The 13698-nt window shown below is 67.6% G+C and carries 16 protein-coding genes; 7 read left to right on the forward strand and 9 right to left on the reverse strand.

Annotated features, from left to right (window positions below; translation table 11 throughout):
• From A9Z05_RS17970 to A9Z05_RS17980, 3 genes are all read right to left on the reverse strand, one after another.
• The coding region (locus tag A9Z05_RS17970; protein ID WP_141723433.1) for an ATP-binding cassette domain-containing protein at window positions 1-440 on the reverse strand (440 nt) is incomplete at its 3' end.
• Window positions 441-451: 11 nt separating this feature from the next.
• The gene (locus A9Z05_RS17975; protein ID WP_069619312.1) at window positions 452-2206 is read right to left on the reverse strand and encodes an ABC transporter permease subunit; all 1755 of its coding nucleotides are present in this window, start codon (window positions 2204-2206) and stop codon (window positions 452-454) included.
• Window positions 2207-2291: 85 nt separating this feature from the next.
• Window positions 2292-2477 (reverse strand): phosphate transporter, encoded by a 186-nt coding sequence (locus A9Z05_RS17980; protein WP_069619313.1) that lies wholly within the window; start codon window positions 2475-2477, stop codon window positions 2292-2294.
• Between the two features lie 252 nt (window positions 2478-2729).
• On the opposite strand from A9Z05_RS17980, the gene A9Z05_RS17985 reads away from it, so the two are divergent.
• The 3 genes from A9Z05_RS17985 to A9Z05_RS17995 all read left to right on the forward strand — a co-directional run bounded on the left by A9Z05_RS17985 (window position 2730) and on the right by A9Z05_RS17995 (window position 5325).
• Window positions 2730-3674, forward strand: a complete 945-nt coding sequence (locus tag A9Z05_RS17985; protein WP_069619314.1) for a metallophosphoesterase — start codon at window positions 2730-2732, stop codon at window positions 3672-3674.
• Window positions 3675-3693: 19 nt separating this feature from the next.
• Window positions 3694-4035: a cupredoxin family copper-binding protein gene (locus A9Z05_RS17990; protein WP_069619315.1), complete on the forward strand. Its 342-nt coding sequence runs from the start codon at window positions 3694-3696 to the stop codon at window positions 4033-4035.
• A gap of 150 nt (window positions 4036-4185) precedes the next feature.
• On the forward strand, window positions 4186-5325 hold the full coding sequence (locus A9Z05_RS17995) for a patatin-like phospholipase family protein (protein WP_069619316.1): 1140 nt from the start codon (window positions 4186-4188) through the stop codon (window positions 5323-5325).
• A 40-nt stretch (window positions 5326-5365) separates the two neighbouring features.
• Here the strand turns inward: A9Z05_RS17995 and A9Z05_RS18000 are convergent, their stop codons facing one another.
• Window positions 5366-5677, reverse strand: coding sequence for a 3-phosphoglycerate dehydrogenase (locus A9Z05_RS18000; protein WP_084044317.1), 312 nt, complete (start codon window positions 5675-5677; stop codon window positions 5366-5368).
• Window positions 5678-5735: 58 nt separating this feature from the next.
• Complete coding sequence (locus A9Z05_RS18005) at window positions 5736-6941, reverse strand: alpha/beta fold hydrolase (RefSeq protein ID WP_069619317.1); 1206 nt, start codon at window positions 6939-6941, stop codon at window positions 5736-5738.
• A gap of 322 nt (window positions 6942-7263) precedes the next feature.
• Between A9Z05_RS18005 and A9Z05_RS18010 the strand changes: the two genes are divergently transcribed.
• Together A9Z05_RS18010 and A9Z05_RS18015 are read left to right on the forward strand one after the other, a co-directional pair.
• Window positions 7264-7572, forward strand: coding sequence for a helix-turn-helix transcriptional regulator (locus A9Z05_RS18010; protein ID WP_006496873.1), 309 nt, complete (start codon window positions 7264-7266; stop codon window positions 7570-7572).
• Window positions 7573-7653: 81 nt separating this feature from the next.
• Window positions 7654-8715 (forward strand): alkene reductase, encoded by a 1062-nt coding sequence (locus A9Z05_RS18015; RefSeq protein WP_069619318.1) that lies wholly within the window; start codon window positions 7654-7656, stop codon window positions 8713-8715.
• Between the two features lie 18 nt (window positions 8716-8733).
• Here the strand turns inward: A9Z05_RS18015 and A9Z05_RS18020 are convergent, their stop codons facing one another.
• On the reverse strand, window positions 8734-9261 hold the full coding sequence (locus A9Z05_RS18020; protein WP_069619319.1) for a GNAT family N-acetyltransferase: 528 nt from the start codon (window positions 9259-9261) through the stop codon (window positions 8734-8736).
• A gap of 93 nt (window positions 9262-9354) precedes the next feature.
• Here A9Z05_RS18020 and A9Z05_RS18025 point away from each other — a divergent pair, with 93 nt between their 5' ends.
• Window positions 9355-9966: a LysE family translocator gene (locus tag A9Z05_RS18025; protein ID WP_069619320.1), complete on the forward strand. Its 612-nt coding sequence runs from the start codon at window positions 9355-9357 to the stop codon at window positions 9964-9966.
• A gap of 21 nt (window positions 9967-9987) precedes the next feature.
• Here A9Z05_RS18025 and A9Z05_RS18030 read toward each other — a convergent pair whose 3' ends face one another.
• The gene (locus A9Z05_RS18030) at window positions 9988-10908 is read right to left on the reverse strand and encodes a phosphatidylinositol-specific phospholipase C (RefSeq protein ID WP_176730224.1); all 921 of its coding nucleotides are present in this window, start codon (window positions 10906-10908) and stop codon (window positions 9988-9990) included.
• Window positions 10909-10914: 6 nt separating this feature from the next.
• Here A9Z05_RS18030 and A9Z05_RS18035 point away from each other — a divergent pair, with 6 nt between their 5' ends.
• Complete coding sequence (locus A9Z05_RS18035) at window positions 10915-11937, forward strand: LacI family DNA-binding transcriptional regulator (protein ID WP_069619322.1); 1023 nt, start codon at window positions 10915-10917, stop codon at window positions 11935-11937.
• A gap of 32 nt (window positions 11938-11969) precedes the next feature.
• On the opposite strand, the gene A9Z05_RS18040 is transcribed toward A9Z05_RS18035, so the two are convergent.
• Window positions 11970-12830: a carbohydrate ABC transporter permease gene (locus A9Z05_RS18040; RefSeq protein ID WP_069619393.1), complete on the reverse strand. Its 861-nt coding sequence runs from the start codon at window positions 12828-12830 to the stop codon at window positions 11970-11972.
• Window positions 12827-13696, reverse strand: coding sequence for a carbohydrate ABC transporter permease (locus A9Z05_RS18045; RefSeq protein ID WP_069619323.1), 870 nt, complete (start codon window positions 13694-13696; stop codon window positions 12827-12829). The genes A9Z05_RS18040 and A9Z05_RS18045 overlap by 4 nt, the downstream gene beginning before the upstream one ends.
• Window positions 13697-13698: the final 2 nt, after the last annotated feature.

Genomic DNA, 13698 nt, shown 5'->3' on the forward strand with positions numbered 1-13698 from the left:
AGACCGATCAGGTCGATCGCGGCGAGCGCACGCTCGCGCCGCTCGCGCGCGCCGACACCCAGCGCTTCGAGCCCGGCTTCCACGTTCTGCAGCACGGTGAGCCACGGGAACAGCGCGAAGGTCTGGAACACCATCGCGACGCCTTCGGCCGGGCCGCGCAGCGGCTTGCCGAGATAGGTCACCTCGCCGCCGGTCGGCTCGATCAGCCCGGCGATGATCCGCAGCAGCGTCGACTTGCCCGAGCCCGAGCGGCCAAGCAGGCCGACGATCTCACCTTCGCGCAGCGACAGGTTCGCGTCGTCGAGCACCAGCAGTTCGCCCTGCGTCTTGTTGAAGCCGCGGCAGACGTGATCGACGCGCAGGATTTCTTCGCCGAGGCGCGGCGGCTGCAACGGCTGGGACGTCTTGACGGGGGCGTGGATAACGGTCGAATTTTGCATCGCGCTTACTCTCAATCGAGACGGAGCCGGGATTCCGCATAGGCGTACATCGGACGCCACAGCAGGCGGTTGAACAAGGTAACGAACAGGGACATCACGGCGATGCCGAGGATGATCTTCGGGAAATCGCCGGCGGCGGTCGTTTGCGCGATATACGAGCCAAGGCCGTGCGCGACGACTTTCGTATCGCCCCACTGCACGAACTCGGACACGATGCTCGCGTTCCACGCGCCGCCCGACGCGGTGATCGCACCGGTCACGTAGTACGGGAAGATGCCGGGCAGCATCGCCTGGCGCCACCACTGCCAGCCGCGGATGCGGAAATTCTTTGTCGCTTCCTTGTAATCGTTCGGATAGGACATCGCGCCGGCGATCACGTTGAACAGGATGTACCACTGCGTGCCGAGCACGATCAGCGGCGACAGCCAGATGTCTGCGTTTAGGTGGAAGTGGACGATCGCGATCACGAACACCGGGAACAGCAGGTTCGCGGGGAACGCGGCGAGGAACTGCGCGAGCGGCTGGATCTTCTCGGCCAGCTTCGGGCGCAGCCCGATCAGCACGCCGAGCGGCACCCAGATCACCGATGCGATCGCGATCAGCACCAGCACGCGCAGCAGCGTGATGAGTCCGAGCACGAGCACGTGGCCGACCTCGGCCATCGTCACGCCGGTCGCGACGAAACTGACGACGCGCCATGCGACGTACGCCGTCAGCAGGATCACGAACGCGGCCCACACGATGTCGCCGATGCGCGACGGACGGCGCGACGAGGCGGCGCGCACGCGCGTGCCCGTCAGCGACGGCGCGCGCAACGGAATCCGCGCGGCCTGCGACAGCAGCCAGCCGGCCGGCACGAGCAACTGATGGATCAGGTGCGTGCGCCGCATCATGTCGAGCAGCCACGATTGCGGCGCATCGCCCGACGCGGTGTTCTCCATCCGGAACTTGTCGGCCCACGCGACGAGCGGGCGGAACAGGAACTGGTCGTAGGCCAGGATCACGACCGACATCGCGACGATCACCCAGCCGACCGCACCAAGATTCTTGTCCGAGATCGCCTGCGCGAGATACGCACCGATGCCCGGCAGCGTGATCGTCTGGTTGCCAACCGTGATCGCCTCCGACGCGACGACGAAGAACCAGCCGCCCGACATCGACATCATCATGTTCCAGATCAGGCCCGGCATCGAGAACGGCACCTCGAGCTTCCAGAAGCGCTGCCACGGCGTCAGGTGAAAGCCGCGCGACACTTCGCTCAGGTCGCGCGGCACCGTGCGCAGCGACTGATAGAAACTGAACGTCATGTTCCATGCCTGGCTCGTGAAGATTGCGAAGATCGCCGCCAGCTCCGCACCGAGCACGCGGCCCGGAAACAGCGCGAGGAAGAACGTGACCGTAAACGAGATGTAGCCGAGCACCGGCACCGACTGCAGGATGTCGAGGATCGGGATCAGCACCATGCCCGCGCGGCGGCTCTTCGCGGCGAGCGTGCCGTAGACGAGCGTGAACGCGAGCGACGCGACCATCGCGGCGAGCATCCGCAGCGTGGTGCGCAACGCGTATTCGGGCAGGTTCGACGGATCGAGCGAGATCTTCTGCGTCTGCAACACGCCGATCGGCGCCATCGTTTCGTGAAAGCCGACGATCGCCATCGCGAGCATGCCGATGATCAGCGGAAACGCGACCGCGTCCCAGCGGTTGGGCAGCACGCGCCACGCGGACGCGTTGGCGGTGCGATTCGGATCGAAGAAACGGATATCCATCGGTAGCGTCTTGTGTCCTGTGTTGAATTAAAAATCGATGGGTATGGACGTGTGCCGCGTAGCCAGTTCGCAGCCGCGGGGCGATTCAGGACAGGCCGTGCAGTGCGATCGGCAGCACCGAACCTTCCTTGACGAGACGAAGATCGGCGCCGGGATGCATGCCGACAGGGACGATGCCGCCGGCAATGAACGGAAAAAACAGCGCGAGGCCGAGGGAGCGCATGCGGTGACCGACCGCACGGCCCGTGTCCGTTGCCGCGAGGTTCGGCATGAAGGGCTCCGGAGAAGTGATTCGGAGTGGGAGGCTATCGGGCAGCCGTGACGCAAATGTGACGTGTCACTTACAGGACATTGACGAGTCATCCGGCGGCATCGCGCATCGCTCCGACGGCCGCCCACCCGGCGGGCGATCTCGCAACGATCGGGAATAAATCCACCGCTTCGCCGGTATCGCATGCGAAGGCGCCGGCTTATTCCAGGACGATCCGGCCGTCCGGTTTCGTCACACGAATGCGAGGCTTACATGTCTTCATCGACCCCTACCCGCCCGTCGCGCCGCAAGGCCCTGCAATGCATGGCCTTCGGCGGGCTCGGCACGCTGTTCACGCTATCGGGCGGCATCCTCACGCCGTTCGACCTCGCGCTCGCGCAGCCCGGCGACGCGCGCCCGGCCAACGCCGGCCGACCGCTATTCGTGCAGATCAGCGATACGCACATCGGCTTCAACAAGGACGCGAATCCCGACGTGTCGGCCACGCTGAAGCAGACGATCGATCTCGTCAACGGGATGCCTGCGCTGCCCGCGCTGGCGATCCACACCGGCGACATCACGCATCTGTCCAAGCCCGAGGAATTCGACCACGCGTCGCAGTTGCTGTCCGCGCTGCGCGTGCCGGAACTGCACACGGTGCCCGGCGAACACGACGTCACCGACGGTTCGGGCGCCGAATATTTCGGCCGGTTCGGCAAGGCGTCGGACAACCGCGGCTATTACAGCTTCGACCATGCGGGCGTGCACTTCATCGGGCTCGTCAACGTGATGCACTTCAAGCCGAACGGGCTCGGCAGCTTCGGCGACGAACAGCTCGCGTGGCTCGCGCAGGACCTGAAAGGCCGCTCGTCGAGCACGCCGATCGTCGTGTTTTCGCACATGCCGATGTGGACCATCTACGAACCATGGGGCTGGGGCACCGGCGACGCGCCGCAGACGATGGCGCTGCTGCGCCGCTTCGGCTCGGTCACCGTGCTGAACGGGCACATCCACCAGATCGTGTCGAAGGTCGAGGGCAACGTGATCTTTCATACCGCCCGCTCGACCGCGTTCCCGCAGCCGACGGCCGGCAACGGCCCGGGCCCCGTGCCGCTCACGGTGCCGCACGACCGGCTGCCGTCGATGCTCGGCGTGACGACCGTCGAATTCACCGGCCATCCCGCTACGTCGTCGCTGCACGATGCGACGCTCGCGTGACCAATATAAGGAGGCCGACATGATCCGCTTCAAGCCATCTCGAATCATCGCAATGCTGATGCTGTGCGGCGCGGCCGCAGGCACGCCGCTCGCCGCGTTCGCGCAGGGCCCGAACGGCCCGCTCGTGACGATTCGCAATTTCATGTTTTCGCCGATGTCCACCACGATCAAGGCCGGCACGACGATCACATGGAAGAACCTCGACGCGGAGCCGCACACCGTCGTCAACGACGCCGGCATCTTTCATTCGAAAGCGCTCGACCAGGACGAGACGTACGCGTTCCGCTTCGACAAACCGGGTGTCTACAAGGTGTTCTGCGGGATTCATCCGTACATGAAGGAGACGATCACCGTCGAATGACGCGGCTCGCCATGAAGCGCGCGGGGAACGACGGGCGGCAGCAAAAAACGCAAGCCGCCATTGCGCAGCGGGCGCCCCCGCGCTGTCGATCGCCTAAACTGAATCGAACTGTTCGGTTCCGACCCACCGTCACACGCAGCGAGGCAAGCCATGACCGCGAGCCAGCCGGCACGAATGGACCTCCCCGGGCAAGTCGTGCTCGTGCTCCAGGGCGGCGGCGCCCTGGGCGCGTTCCAGCTGGGTGTATTCCAGGCAATGGACGAGGCCGGGATCCGGCCCGACTGGGTGGTCGGCACGTCGATCGGCGCGATCAACGCGGCGTTGATCGCGGGGAATCCGCCCGAACGACGCTACGACCAGTTGTCGGCATTCTGGCATCGCGTGACGGAGCGGACCCGCTTCGACGTCCCGCCGCTGCTGCCCGGCTGGGACCGGGCGCTGGCCGAGCTGATGATCATCGGCGGCGGCATCACGGGATTCTTCCAGCCCAATCCGGCGTCGTGGCTCGGGCCGATGGTGCGGCTCGGCGTCGATCGCGCGTCGTACTACCGGATCGCGCCGCTGCGCGACACGCTGGCGTCGCTGGTCGATCCCGACCTGCTGAACGCCGGCCATCCGCGGCTGACCGTCAGCGCGGTCAACGCCTGCACGGGGACGATGCGCTATTTCGATTCGCGCGATACGCCGCTCGGAATCGACCACATCATGAGTTCGGGCGCGCTGCCGCCCGCGTTCCCGGCGATACGAATCGACGGCGCGCCGTACTGGGACGGCGGCGTGTATTCGAATACGCCGGTCGAGGTCGTGCTCGACGACAACCCGCGCCGCAGCGCGGTCATCTTCTCGGTGCAGATGTGGAATCCGGCCGGCCCGGAGCCCGAGAGCATCTGGCAGGTGTCGGAACGACAAAAGGACATCCAGTACGCGAGCCGCACCGACAGCCACATCGCGCGCCAGCAGCAGATTCACCGGTTGCGTCACGTGATCCGCGAACTGGTCCGGCACGTGCCGGAAGCCGACCGCGCGTCGCCGGCCGTACGCCAGCTCGCCGCGTGGGGATGCGAGACCACGATGCACCTGATCAAGCTCGCCGCGCCGCGGCTCGACGGCGACAATCAGTGGAAGGACATCGATTTCACGCCTGCCGGCATCGCGGCCCGCCGGGAGGCTGGCTACGACGCGGCGAAACGGGCCATTGCCGCGCGGCCGTGGGAACTGCCGATGGACCCGACGGAAGGCTTGACGGTGTTCGATCCGGACGCCGCGCCGGTCGCGGAAAAAACGGCATGACGCGCGGCAGGCACCGCCTCGCGCCGCGTGCCCCGCAGGGTCAGGCGCGCGCGGCTCGGATATGCGCGCGGCCGGCGTCGCTCACTTCGACCTCGGCCACGCCGCCCGGCGCATGATGGCGGACCAGATAGCCGCGTGCGCAGGCCTCCTCCCACACCGGCAGGCGCGGGCACGACGTGCGCCACGCGTCGATCACCTCGTCGTACGGCCGCGCGCCGGGCCCGATCCATTCGAGCAGGTCGAGAATCAACGGCTCGATCGATGCTGCTTCGCGCTCGGGTACATCCGGCGGGACTGCGTGGATCGGCGGCCCATCCGGCTTACGGTAATCATCGACGATCGTGATGTTCATGGGGAGCTCCTGGGAACACCGTCATCCTGATCCGCGAAGGCCGCGCGTGGAAATGAATTTATCTTGCCGATTCCTGCATTTTTCTGATCGATCGATTTTCGTCGGGCGTACGCCAGTCCGCCGCGGTGCCGGCCACGACCGGACACGACTGCGGCAATGCCTGCCCGAACAGCACGGCCAGCCCGCAAGCGGACGTGAACATGCCGAGACCGTCATGCCCGACACCCGGCACTTCGACGACCTGCTGCGCGAGATCGTCCGGATGCCGCTTTTTCAGGTAATCGAAATAGGCCAGCCCGCGCGCGAGCCGGTACGGCCCCTGCGCCATCGCCGCGCATGAACGGTCGATGAAATGCGTATAGGGATTCGTGTCGGCCTGCCCGAGCAGATACACGACGTGGCGTGCGACGTAGCGGGTTTCGAGATCGCGGACGTCCTGCGACGCCACGTAAGGCGGCGCCGATTTCAGCCCGTATTTCCATTCCGTCGCGCGCGGGCAGACGCCGCCGGCAAGTGCATCGGCATTCGGACGTTCGTCGTCAAAATACAGGTAGCTCGACGGGTTCGCGACCACGTAGCGTATGGCGATGCCGGCTCGCGCGAGCGCGTCGCCTTCGCGCCCGGCTACTGCGTAACGCTGCAGCAATTGCGCGCCGGCGGAGTGGCCGATCACGACGACCGTCGTCAGCGACGGGTACAGGCTGCGGTCGGTGAAATGCGCGAGCAGCGCGTCGAGCGCGGCAAACGAGCTGATCGGCGCCGGCTGGCGCGCCGGTTCGCCGCCCTTCCATCCTTCCTGGGTCCACGCGAGCGTCGATGCGGACAACGAGAACGCGCGCGTATCGGCACGTGTCAGGAACTGCGGCGCGACGACCATCGTGCCGTTGCCTGCCGCACCGGCCTTCTCGACGACCTTGCGCCCCGATGCGTAGTACGTGTCGGCATTGCGCAGGGTGCCATGAATCACGATGAACACGCGCGTGACGTCGGGCGCGGCCCGGTCGAGCGGATGATCGGCGTAGACCGGCAGCATCGCGCTCCCCTGCGGCGTATCGACGGCCACGCGCTGGTCGGCGACGGCCTTGACCGGCGCTTCGAGCCGTTCGCGCTGCGTGGGCGTGGCGGCTTCGGCCGGCTGCGCGCCGGCTAGCGCGCCGGCGGCGGCGCAGGCTACCGCGAGCGGAACGGCGTATGACAGGGCGCGCGCGGCCAGCAGCGCACACGAGCGTCGGAGACTGGCAAACGCGACGGAGGGGACGGACATGGCGGCAGCTCGGTGGTAGAGATGACTTGAACGGCGATGGTCGCAGAATCCGTCGCACGCCGCCGGCCGGTTACGCATGCCTTCGGCGTTGACGCACCCTTTGCCCGAGCGGCTCGTGTGTGGCGGTATGACATTGCCGGCAAGACGAACTAAAACCAGCGGATTCATCGAGAGCGGTTCACGGCGCCGCCGATCCGCCCCCGAGATTACGGTTTCCTATCAACCCCATTGTCGGCAGTGCTTTCCCATATATCGTCAAAATGCGATATAAGATTCGCCCATCGACGATACTTGTTTGCCCGATCGAAACACCCACCCTTCCATGCCGACTGAACTCGACATCGACGCGATCCTGAAAGCGCTCTCGAACCCCGTGCGCCGGGAGATCCTCGTCTGGCTGAAAACGCCCGGCGAGCATTTTCCGCAGCAGACGCTGCCGTACGAACACGGCGTCTGCGCGGGCCAGATCGACGCGCGCTGCGGGCTGTCGCAGTCGACCGTCTCCGCGCACCTCGCGACGCTGCAGCGCGCGGGGCTCGTGACGTCGACGCGGATCGGCCAGTGGGCGTTCTTCCAGCGCAACGAGGCCGTCATCGACGCATTTCACGACGCCCTGCGCCGCGAACTCTAGCCAACGGCCGAACCGGCCATGCGGGGCGCCGTCGCGCATGGTGCGCACGCTTCCCCGCCTTTCGTGAAGAGGTTATCTGCCATGCCCACGTTGTTCGATCCCGTTACGCTCGGCGAACTGACCCTGCCGAACCGCATCGTGATGGCGCCGCTGACCCGCTCCCGTGCGGGTGCGGCGCGCGTGCCGAATGCGCTGATGGCGCGCTACTACACCGAGCGCGCGTCGGCCGGCCTGATCATTACCGAAGCGACGTCCGTCACGCCGCAAGGCGTCGGCTATGCCGACACGCCGGGCATCTGGTCCGACGAGCAGGTCGAGGGCTGGAAGCAGGTCACGCAGGCCGTGCACGCGGCCGGCGGGCGCATCGTGCTGCAACTCTGGCACGTCGGCCGGATCTCCGATCCGATGTTCCTGAACGGCGACCTGCCGGTCGCGCCGAGCGCGATCGCCGCGGGCGGCACCGTGAGCCTCGTGCGTCCGCCGCGTCCGTTCGTGACGCCGCGCGCACTCGAACTCGACGAAATTCCGGGCATCGTCGCCGCGTACCGCAAGGGCGCCGAGAACGCGAAGGCAGCCGGCTTCGACGGCGTGGAGATTCACGGCGCGAACGGCTACCTGCTCGACCAGTTCCTGCAGGACAGCACCAATCGCCGCACCGACGCGTACGGCGGCCCGATCGAGAATCGCGCCCGCCTGCTGCTCGAAGTGGTCGACGCGGCGATCGACGTGTGGGGCGCCGGCCGGGTCGGCGTGCACCTCGCACCGCGCGGCGACGCACACACGATGGGCGATTCCGATCCGGCGGCAACGTTCGGTTATGTCGCGCGGGAACTCGGCCGCCGCAAGATCGCGTTCATCTTCACACGCGAATCGTATTCGGGCGACCAGTTGAGCCCGCGCCTGAAGGAAGCGTTCGGCGGCCCGCTGATCGCGAACGAGCAGTTCACGCTCGACACCGCACAGGCCGCGCTCGCGAACGGCAGCGCCGACGCGATCGCCTGGGGCAAGCTGTTCATCGCGAACCCGGACCTGCCGCGCCGCCTCGAAATCGGCGCGCCGCTCAACCAGCCGGTGCCGGAGACGTTCTACGCGGAAGGCGAAACGGGCTACACCGACTACCCGGCGCTGAGCGACGCGGCCTGACGGTGGAACGGCGCGGGTTCAGGCGGGCACGTCCGCACGCATGAACACGCGCCGCGTTTCATCGAGACCGAGCGCGACGTGGTGCGCGCGGATCGCGCGCAGCGCGTCGTCGAGCGCCGCATCGTCGATGATCCGGAAACCGAGACGCGCGTAATAAGGCGCGTTCCACGGCGCATCGCGAAACGTCGACAGCACCACCTGCTCGACGCACTCCCGCGCCGCGCGCGCCATCACCTGCTCGATGAGACGCGCGCCGATCCGCTGCCCGGCATGCGACGGCGCGACATCCAGTTCCTCCAGATACAGCCGCCGCGCATCGAGCAGCCGATAGAACGCGAATCCCACGCACGTGCCTCGCGGATCGACCGCGACGTACGCGCGACCGCCGTCGATCCGCTCGAGCACGGCGGCCGTATCGGTCGGCTCGGCATCGGCGATGTCGGCCATGCCGATCTCGCGAAACCGCTGCGCGGCGGCAACTTCCACCGCGGCCATCGCGGCCGCGTCTTCCCGCGCGGCGGGGCGAATCAGGATCGAGGCAGGCATGACGGCATTTCAGGCAGGCAGTCTGGAACGGCCGTCACTATAATCGAAACTTCATACGTATCGTTTTCGACCGCCCGATCCACGAGGTCCGTCATGACGTTGTCCGCACTCGCCGTCTTCGCCTTCGCCCTGCTCGTCACCGCCGGCACGCCCGGCCCAAGCGTCGCCGCGCTCGTTGCGCGCGTGCTGACGAACGGCGTGCGCGACGTGCTGCCGTTCCTGGCGGCCATGTGGCTCGGCGAGGCGCTGTGGCTCACGCTTGCGGTCGCGGGGCTGTCCGCGTTCGCGCGCACGTTCGCGACGGGCCTGATCGTGCTGAAGCTGCTCGGCGTTGCGTACCTGCTGTTCCTCGCATGGAAGATGTGGACCGCGCCGACCGGCACGGGCGCGGACGACCTGCCGCGCGGCCAGTCGTCGTGGCGCATGTTCGTCGCGGGGATGCTCGTCACGCTCGGCAACCCGAAGATCATGATCTTCTACCTCGCGCTGCTGCCGACCATCGTCGACCTCACGCACGTCAGCGTCGCCGCCTGGGCCGAACTGGTCGGCACGATGCTCGCGGTCCTGATCCTGGCCGACTGCTTCTGGTCGCTGCTCGCGTCGCGCGCACGGGCCTTCCTGACATCGGCGCGCGCGAAGCGGATCGCGAACCGCACGAGTGCAACCGCGATGGCCGGTGCGGCAGTCGCGATCGCGACGCGGTAGTCCCCGGCGACGCGCCCCCCGTTAACAGCGAAACGCCTTGCGCCACACACCCTGCTGCGGCGTGTGATCGTTGCATTCGATCAGCCCACGCACCAGCGCCCAGTCGTCGTTATCGCAGAAATCGAGCAGCATCGCGCCATGCGGGCCGCGCTGCTCGCGCAAGCGCTCGGCAAGCCGCGCATGAATGCCCTGCACGCGGCCATCGCCGTGTGCGACCACCGACGGATTCGCGCCCATCCCCGTTCCGCTGCAGAAATTGAGCGCCCAGCGGCCGCTATCCGGCAGCGGCAGATGCGTCAGCAGCGCGTCGATCGCGCGCCACTTCCATGCGATCGACGCGGCCACCGGCACGCGATATTCGTCCTGGATCACGAACGCGCCGTCCGGATGATCGATCGTGAACGTCGCGTTGTCGGGCCACGCGGTGAGGTCGATGCCAAGCGGCCGGCCGCTGCGAAAGCGCCGCAACAGCACGACCGCGCCGCGCACGTCGCCGAGCGTCGGCAGCGTGCCGCCGGCATGCCAGCGCAATCGCGGGTGCCGCGCGCGATGCGCGTCGAACGTTGCATCGAAACCGCGCGTGCACGCATGCGCCGGCCACTCGTCCTTCACCGACATCACGATGCATTCGCGCGGATGCGCATCGAGAAAGCGCGTACAGGTGGCCAGCACGTCGTCGAACGTCATGCCGAGCGCGATGCCGCCGTGATGGATGTCGAACGCATCGCGCACGTGCCGGCAACGGATGTCGAGCAGCCGCACGCCATGCGCGAGCTGCGCATCGAGCGGCGCGCGCTGCGTGCGCACGAGTAAATCGTCGACCGTATACGCACAGGTGTCATGGCTGCCCGGTAGGGTCAGCGTATGCAGCGGCCGCGCGTCGTCGAGCGCCGACATCCAGTCGGCGGGCGGCATGCACGTATCGTGGCGCGAAGGGATCATGAATCGATGAATGACAAGGAAAGGAAACCGTGGGTCACGGCGTCGGATGTCGCGGTGCGGGCCGGCGTCTCGCGCTCCGCAGTGTCGCGCGCGTTCTCGCCGACGGCAAGCATCGCGCCGCAAACGCGCGAGCGCGTGATGGCCGCCGCGCGTGCGCTGGGCTACCAGGTCAACCGGATCGCGCGCGACATGATCACGCAGCGCAGCAGCATGATCGGCGTCGTCACGGCCGGCTTCGAGAACCCGTTTCGCGCGCGGCTGCTGTCGGACCTGATGGCCGCGCTCGGGCAGCGCGCGCTCACGCCGCTCGTGACCAATGCGGAAGATCCGCGCCAGGTACGGCAATCGCTCGAACAACTGCTCAGCTACCGGATCGCGGGCCTCGTGATGACGTCCGCGTCGCCGCCACTGTCGGTCGCGCAGCAATATCTCGAACACCGGATTCCGGTCGTGATGATCAACCGCGAAGCGAATCTGCCGGGCGCGGATGTGGTCGTCAGCGACAACGCGGCGGGCGCCGCCCACGCGGCGCAGCGGCTCGTACGGGCCGGCGCGCGCCGGCTCGCGTTCGTCGGGCCCCGCGGCGCGAGCTACAGCGCGCGGTCGCGCGCCGCTGCGTTCGAGCAGGCGATCGGGCCACGCGACGCGTTCGACCCGACACTCGTACGTATGCTCGATACGCCGTCCGACACGCACGCCAGCGGAGTCGACGCCGCGCGGCACCTGTTCGCGACCGGCGAACGACCCGACGGCGTGTTCTGCTCGTCCGACCTGCTCGCGCTCGGCGTGATCGACGTCGCGCGTCGCGAATTCGGCTTGCGCGTGCCGGACGACCTGCGCGTGATCGGCTTCGACGATATCCCCGCCGCCGAATACGATGCATATCGGCTGACGACGCTGCGGCAGGACACGCGCGGCCTCGCGCTTGCGGCGATCGACCTGCTCGCCGACCGGATGCAGACGTTCGACGGCCCGTCGCGCACGCGGGTCGTGCCGGTCACGCAGGTGGTGCGCGACAGCTGCGCGTGACGACGCAGGACCGGGCGCGGCCACGCCACGCGTCACTTCAACCCGCCCGCGAACCCGCGCAACAGGTAGCGCTGTACATAGCCGGCCACGGCCAGCGTCGGCAGCGACGCCATCAGCCCCGCGCTCATCAGGTCGCCCCAGTCGATCCCGTTCTCCGTCACGTAGCCGGCAATCGCGAGCGGCAGCGTGAAGCGGCTCGGCGTCGACACGAACAGCAGCGCGATCAGGAATTCGTTCCACGCCGCGATGAACACGAAGATCGCGGTCGCGATCAGCCCCGGCGCGCACAGCGGCAGCACGATCTGCACGAGCCGCCGTGCGAGCCCCGCGCCGTCGATGCACGCCGCTTCCTCGTATTCGATCGGCACGTCGCGCACGAACGCGAGCAGCATCCAGATCGCCATCGGCAACGCGTAGATCTGGTACGCGAGCATCAGGCCGAGCGTCGAATCGAGCAGGTGCAGCCGCTTCGCGAGCGCGAACAGCGGCACCGCGATCGTGATCGGCGGCATCAGCTTCAACGCCAGCACGAGCATCAGGAACAACAGGTCGAGCCGCGCCGGAAACCGTAGCCGCACGAGCGCATACGCGGCCGGAAATGCGAGCGCCAGCGCGAGCAGCGTCGTGCCGAAGCCGACCAGCAGCGAATTGAACAGCGGTGCGCCGATGCCGTTCGACCACACCGACGCAAAATGCGCGAAGGTCGGCGCGGCCGGCCAGATCCGCAATGGATGATCGAGACGTTCGAGCGTCGGCATGAAGGCCGCGCCGGCCATCCACAGGCACGGCAGCAGCAACAGCGCGAGCGCGACGACGCGCAGCACCCATGGCATCGCGTGACCGCATGCGGCGCTCGTTCGTGCGCGCGGGATACCCGCCGATCGCGTCGTCATGCGCGCCGCTTGCGGACCGTCTGCCATACGTACCCCGAGACCAGCACCGCGGACGCCGCCAGCATCAGCACCGACGCGGCACTCGCCGGCCCGACGTTGAAGAAGCGGAAGCCCGTGTCGTAGATATAGGTCGACAGCGTCTGCGTCGCATTGCCGGGGCCGCCGCCCGTCAGCGCATAGACCTTGTCGAACAGCTTGAACGTGTCGATCGAGCGCAGCAGCAGCGCGAGACCGATCTGCGGCGCCGCGAGCGGCAGCGTGACATCGCGCAGGCACTCCCACTCGCTCGCACCGTCCGTGCGCGCGGCTTCGTACAGCTCCTGCGGGATCGACTGCAGCCCGGCCAGCACGATCAGGAACGCCATCGGCGTCCACTGCCACACGTCGACGAGCGCGAGCGACCACAGCGCGAGATGCGGATCGGACAGCCAGCGCACGCCTTCGACGCCGAACGCCGCGAGCAGCGCGTTCAGGAAGCCGTCGAAGTTCAGCCAGTTGCGCCAGATCGCCGAACACACGAGCGTGGACAGCATCATCGGCAGGATCGCGAGCGGCAGCGCGATGCGCCGCCCGGGAAACGCGCGCACGAACAGCAGCGCGAGGCCGAAGCCGAGCGCGACTTCGGCGAGCGACGCGACGATCGTGAAACGCAGCGTGTTGCCGAAGCCGGCCACAAACGCATCGTCGCCGAGCACCGCGCGATAGTTCGCGAGCCCCGCGAACGCGCGATGGCCCGCTGAATAATCGACCCGACAGAATGAGTCGATCAGCACCTGTGCGACCGGATACAGCGCCAGCGCGGCGAGCACCAGCAGCGCGGGCCCGAGCAGCGCGACGAACGGCAGGCTGCGGCCGAAGGTTTTCATGC

Source organism: Burkholderia sp. A2 (assembly GCF_001729305.1).
Classification (GTDB): domain Bacteria; phylum Pseudomonadota; class Gammaproteobacteria; order Burkholderiales; family Burkholderiaceae; genus Burkholderia; species Burkholderia sola.

Coding starts and splice junctions, on each gene's coding strand:
- A9Z05_RS17975 (WP_069619312.1), bottom strand. CDS start 2,206: ATGGATATCCGTTTCTTCGATCCGAATCGCACCGCCAACGCGTCCGCG.
- A9Z05_RS17980 (WP_069619313.1), bottom strand. CDS start 2,477: ATGCCGAACCTCGCGGCAACGGACACGGGCCGTGCGGTCGGTCACCGC.
- A9Z05_RS17985 (WP_069619314.1), top strand. CDS start 2,730: ATGTCTTCATCGACCCCTACCCGCCCGTCGCGCCGCAAGGCCCTGCAA.
- A9Z05_RS17990 (WP_069619315.1), top strand. CDS start 3,694: ATGATCCGCTTCAAGCCATCTCGAATCATCGCAATGCTGATGCTGTGC.
- A9Z05_RS17995 (WP_069619316.1), top strand. CDS start 4,186: ATGACCGCGAGCCAGCCGGCACGAATGGACCTCCCCGGGCAAGTCGTG.
- A9Z05_RS18000 (WP_084044317.1), bottom strand. CDS start 5,677: ATGAACATCACGATCGTCGATGATTACCGTAAGCCGGATGGGCCGCCG.
- A9Z05_RS18005 (WP_069619317.1), bottom strand. CDS start 6,941: ATGTCCGTCCCCTCCGTCGCGTTTGCCAGTCTCCGACGCTCGTGTGCG.
- A9Z05_RS18010 (WP_006496873.1), top strand. CDS start 7,264: ATGCCGACTGAACTCGACATCGACGCGATCCTGAAAGCGCTCTCGAAC.
- A9Z05_RS18015 (WP_069619318.1), top strand. CDS start 7,654: ATGCCCACGTTGTTCGATCCCGTTACGCTCGGCGAACTGACCCTGCCG.
- A9Z05_RS18020 (WP_069619319.1), bottom strand. CDS start 9,261: ATGCCTGCCTCGATCCTGATTCGCCCCGCCGCGCGGGAAGACGCGGCC.
- A9Z05_RS18025 (WP_069619320.1), top strand. CDS start 9,355: ATGACGTTGTCCGCACTCGCCGTCTTCGCCTTCGCCCTGCTCGTCACC.
- A9Z05_RS18030 (WP_176730224.1), bottom strand. CDS start 10,908: ATGATCCCTTCGCGCCACGATACGTGCATGCCGCCCGCCGACTGGATG.
- A9Z05_RS18035 (WP_069619322.1), top strand. CDS start 10,915: ATGAATGACAAGGAAAGGAAACCGTGGGTCACGGCGTCGGATGTCGCG.
- A9Z05_RS18040 (WP_069619393.1), bottom strand. CDS start 12,830: ATGACGACGCGATCGGCGGGTATCCCGCGCGCACGAACGAGCGCCGCA.
- A9Z05_RS18045 (WP_069619323.1), bottom strand. CDS start 13,696: ATGAAAACCTTCGGCCGCAGCCTGCCGTTCGTCGCGCTGCTCGGGCCC.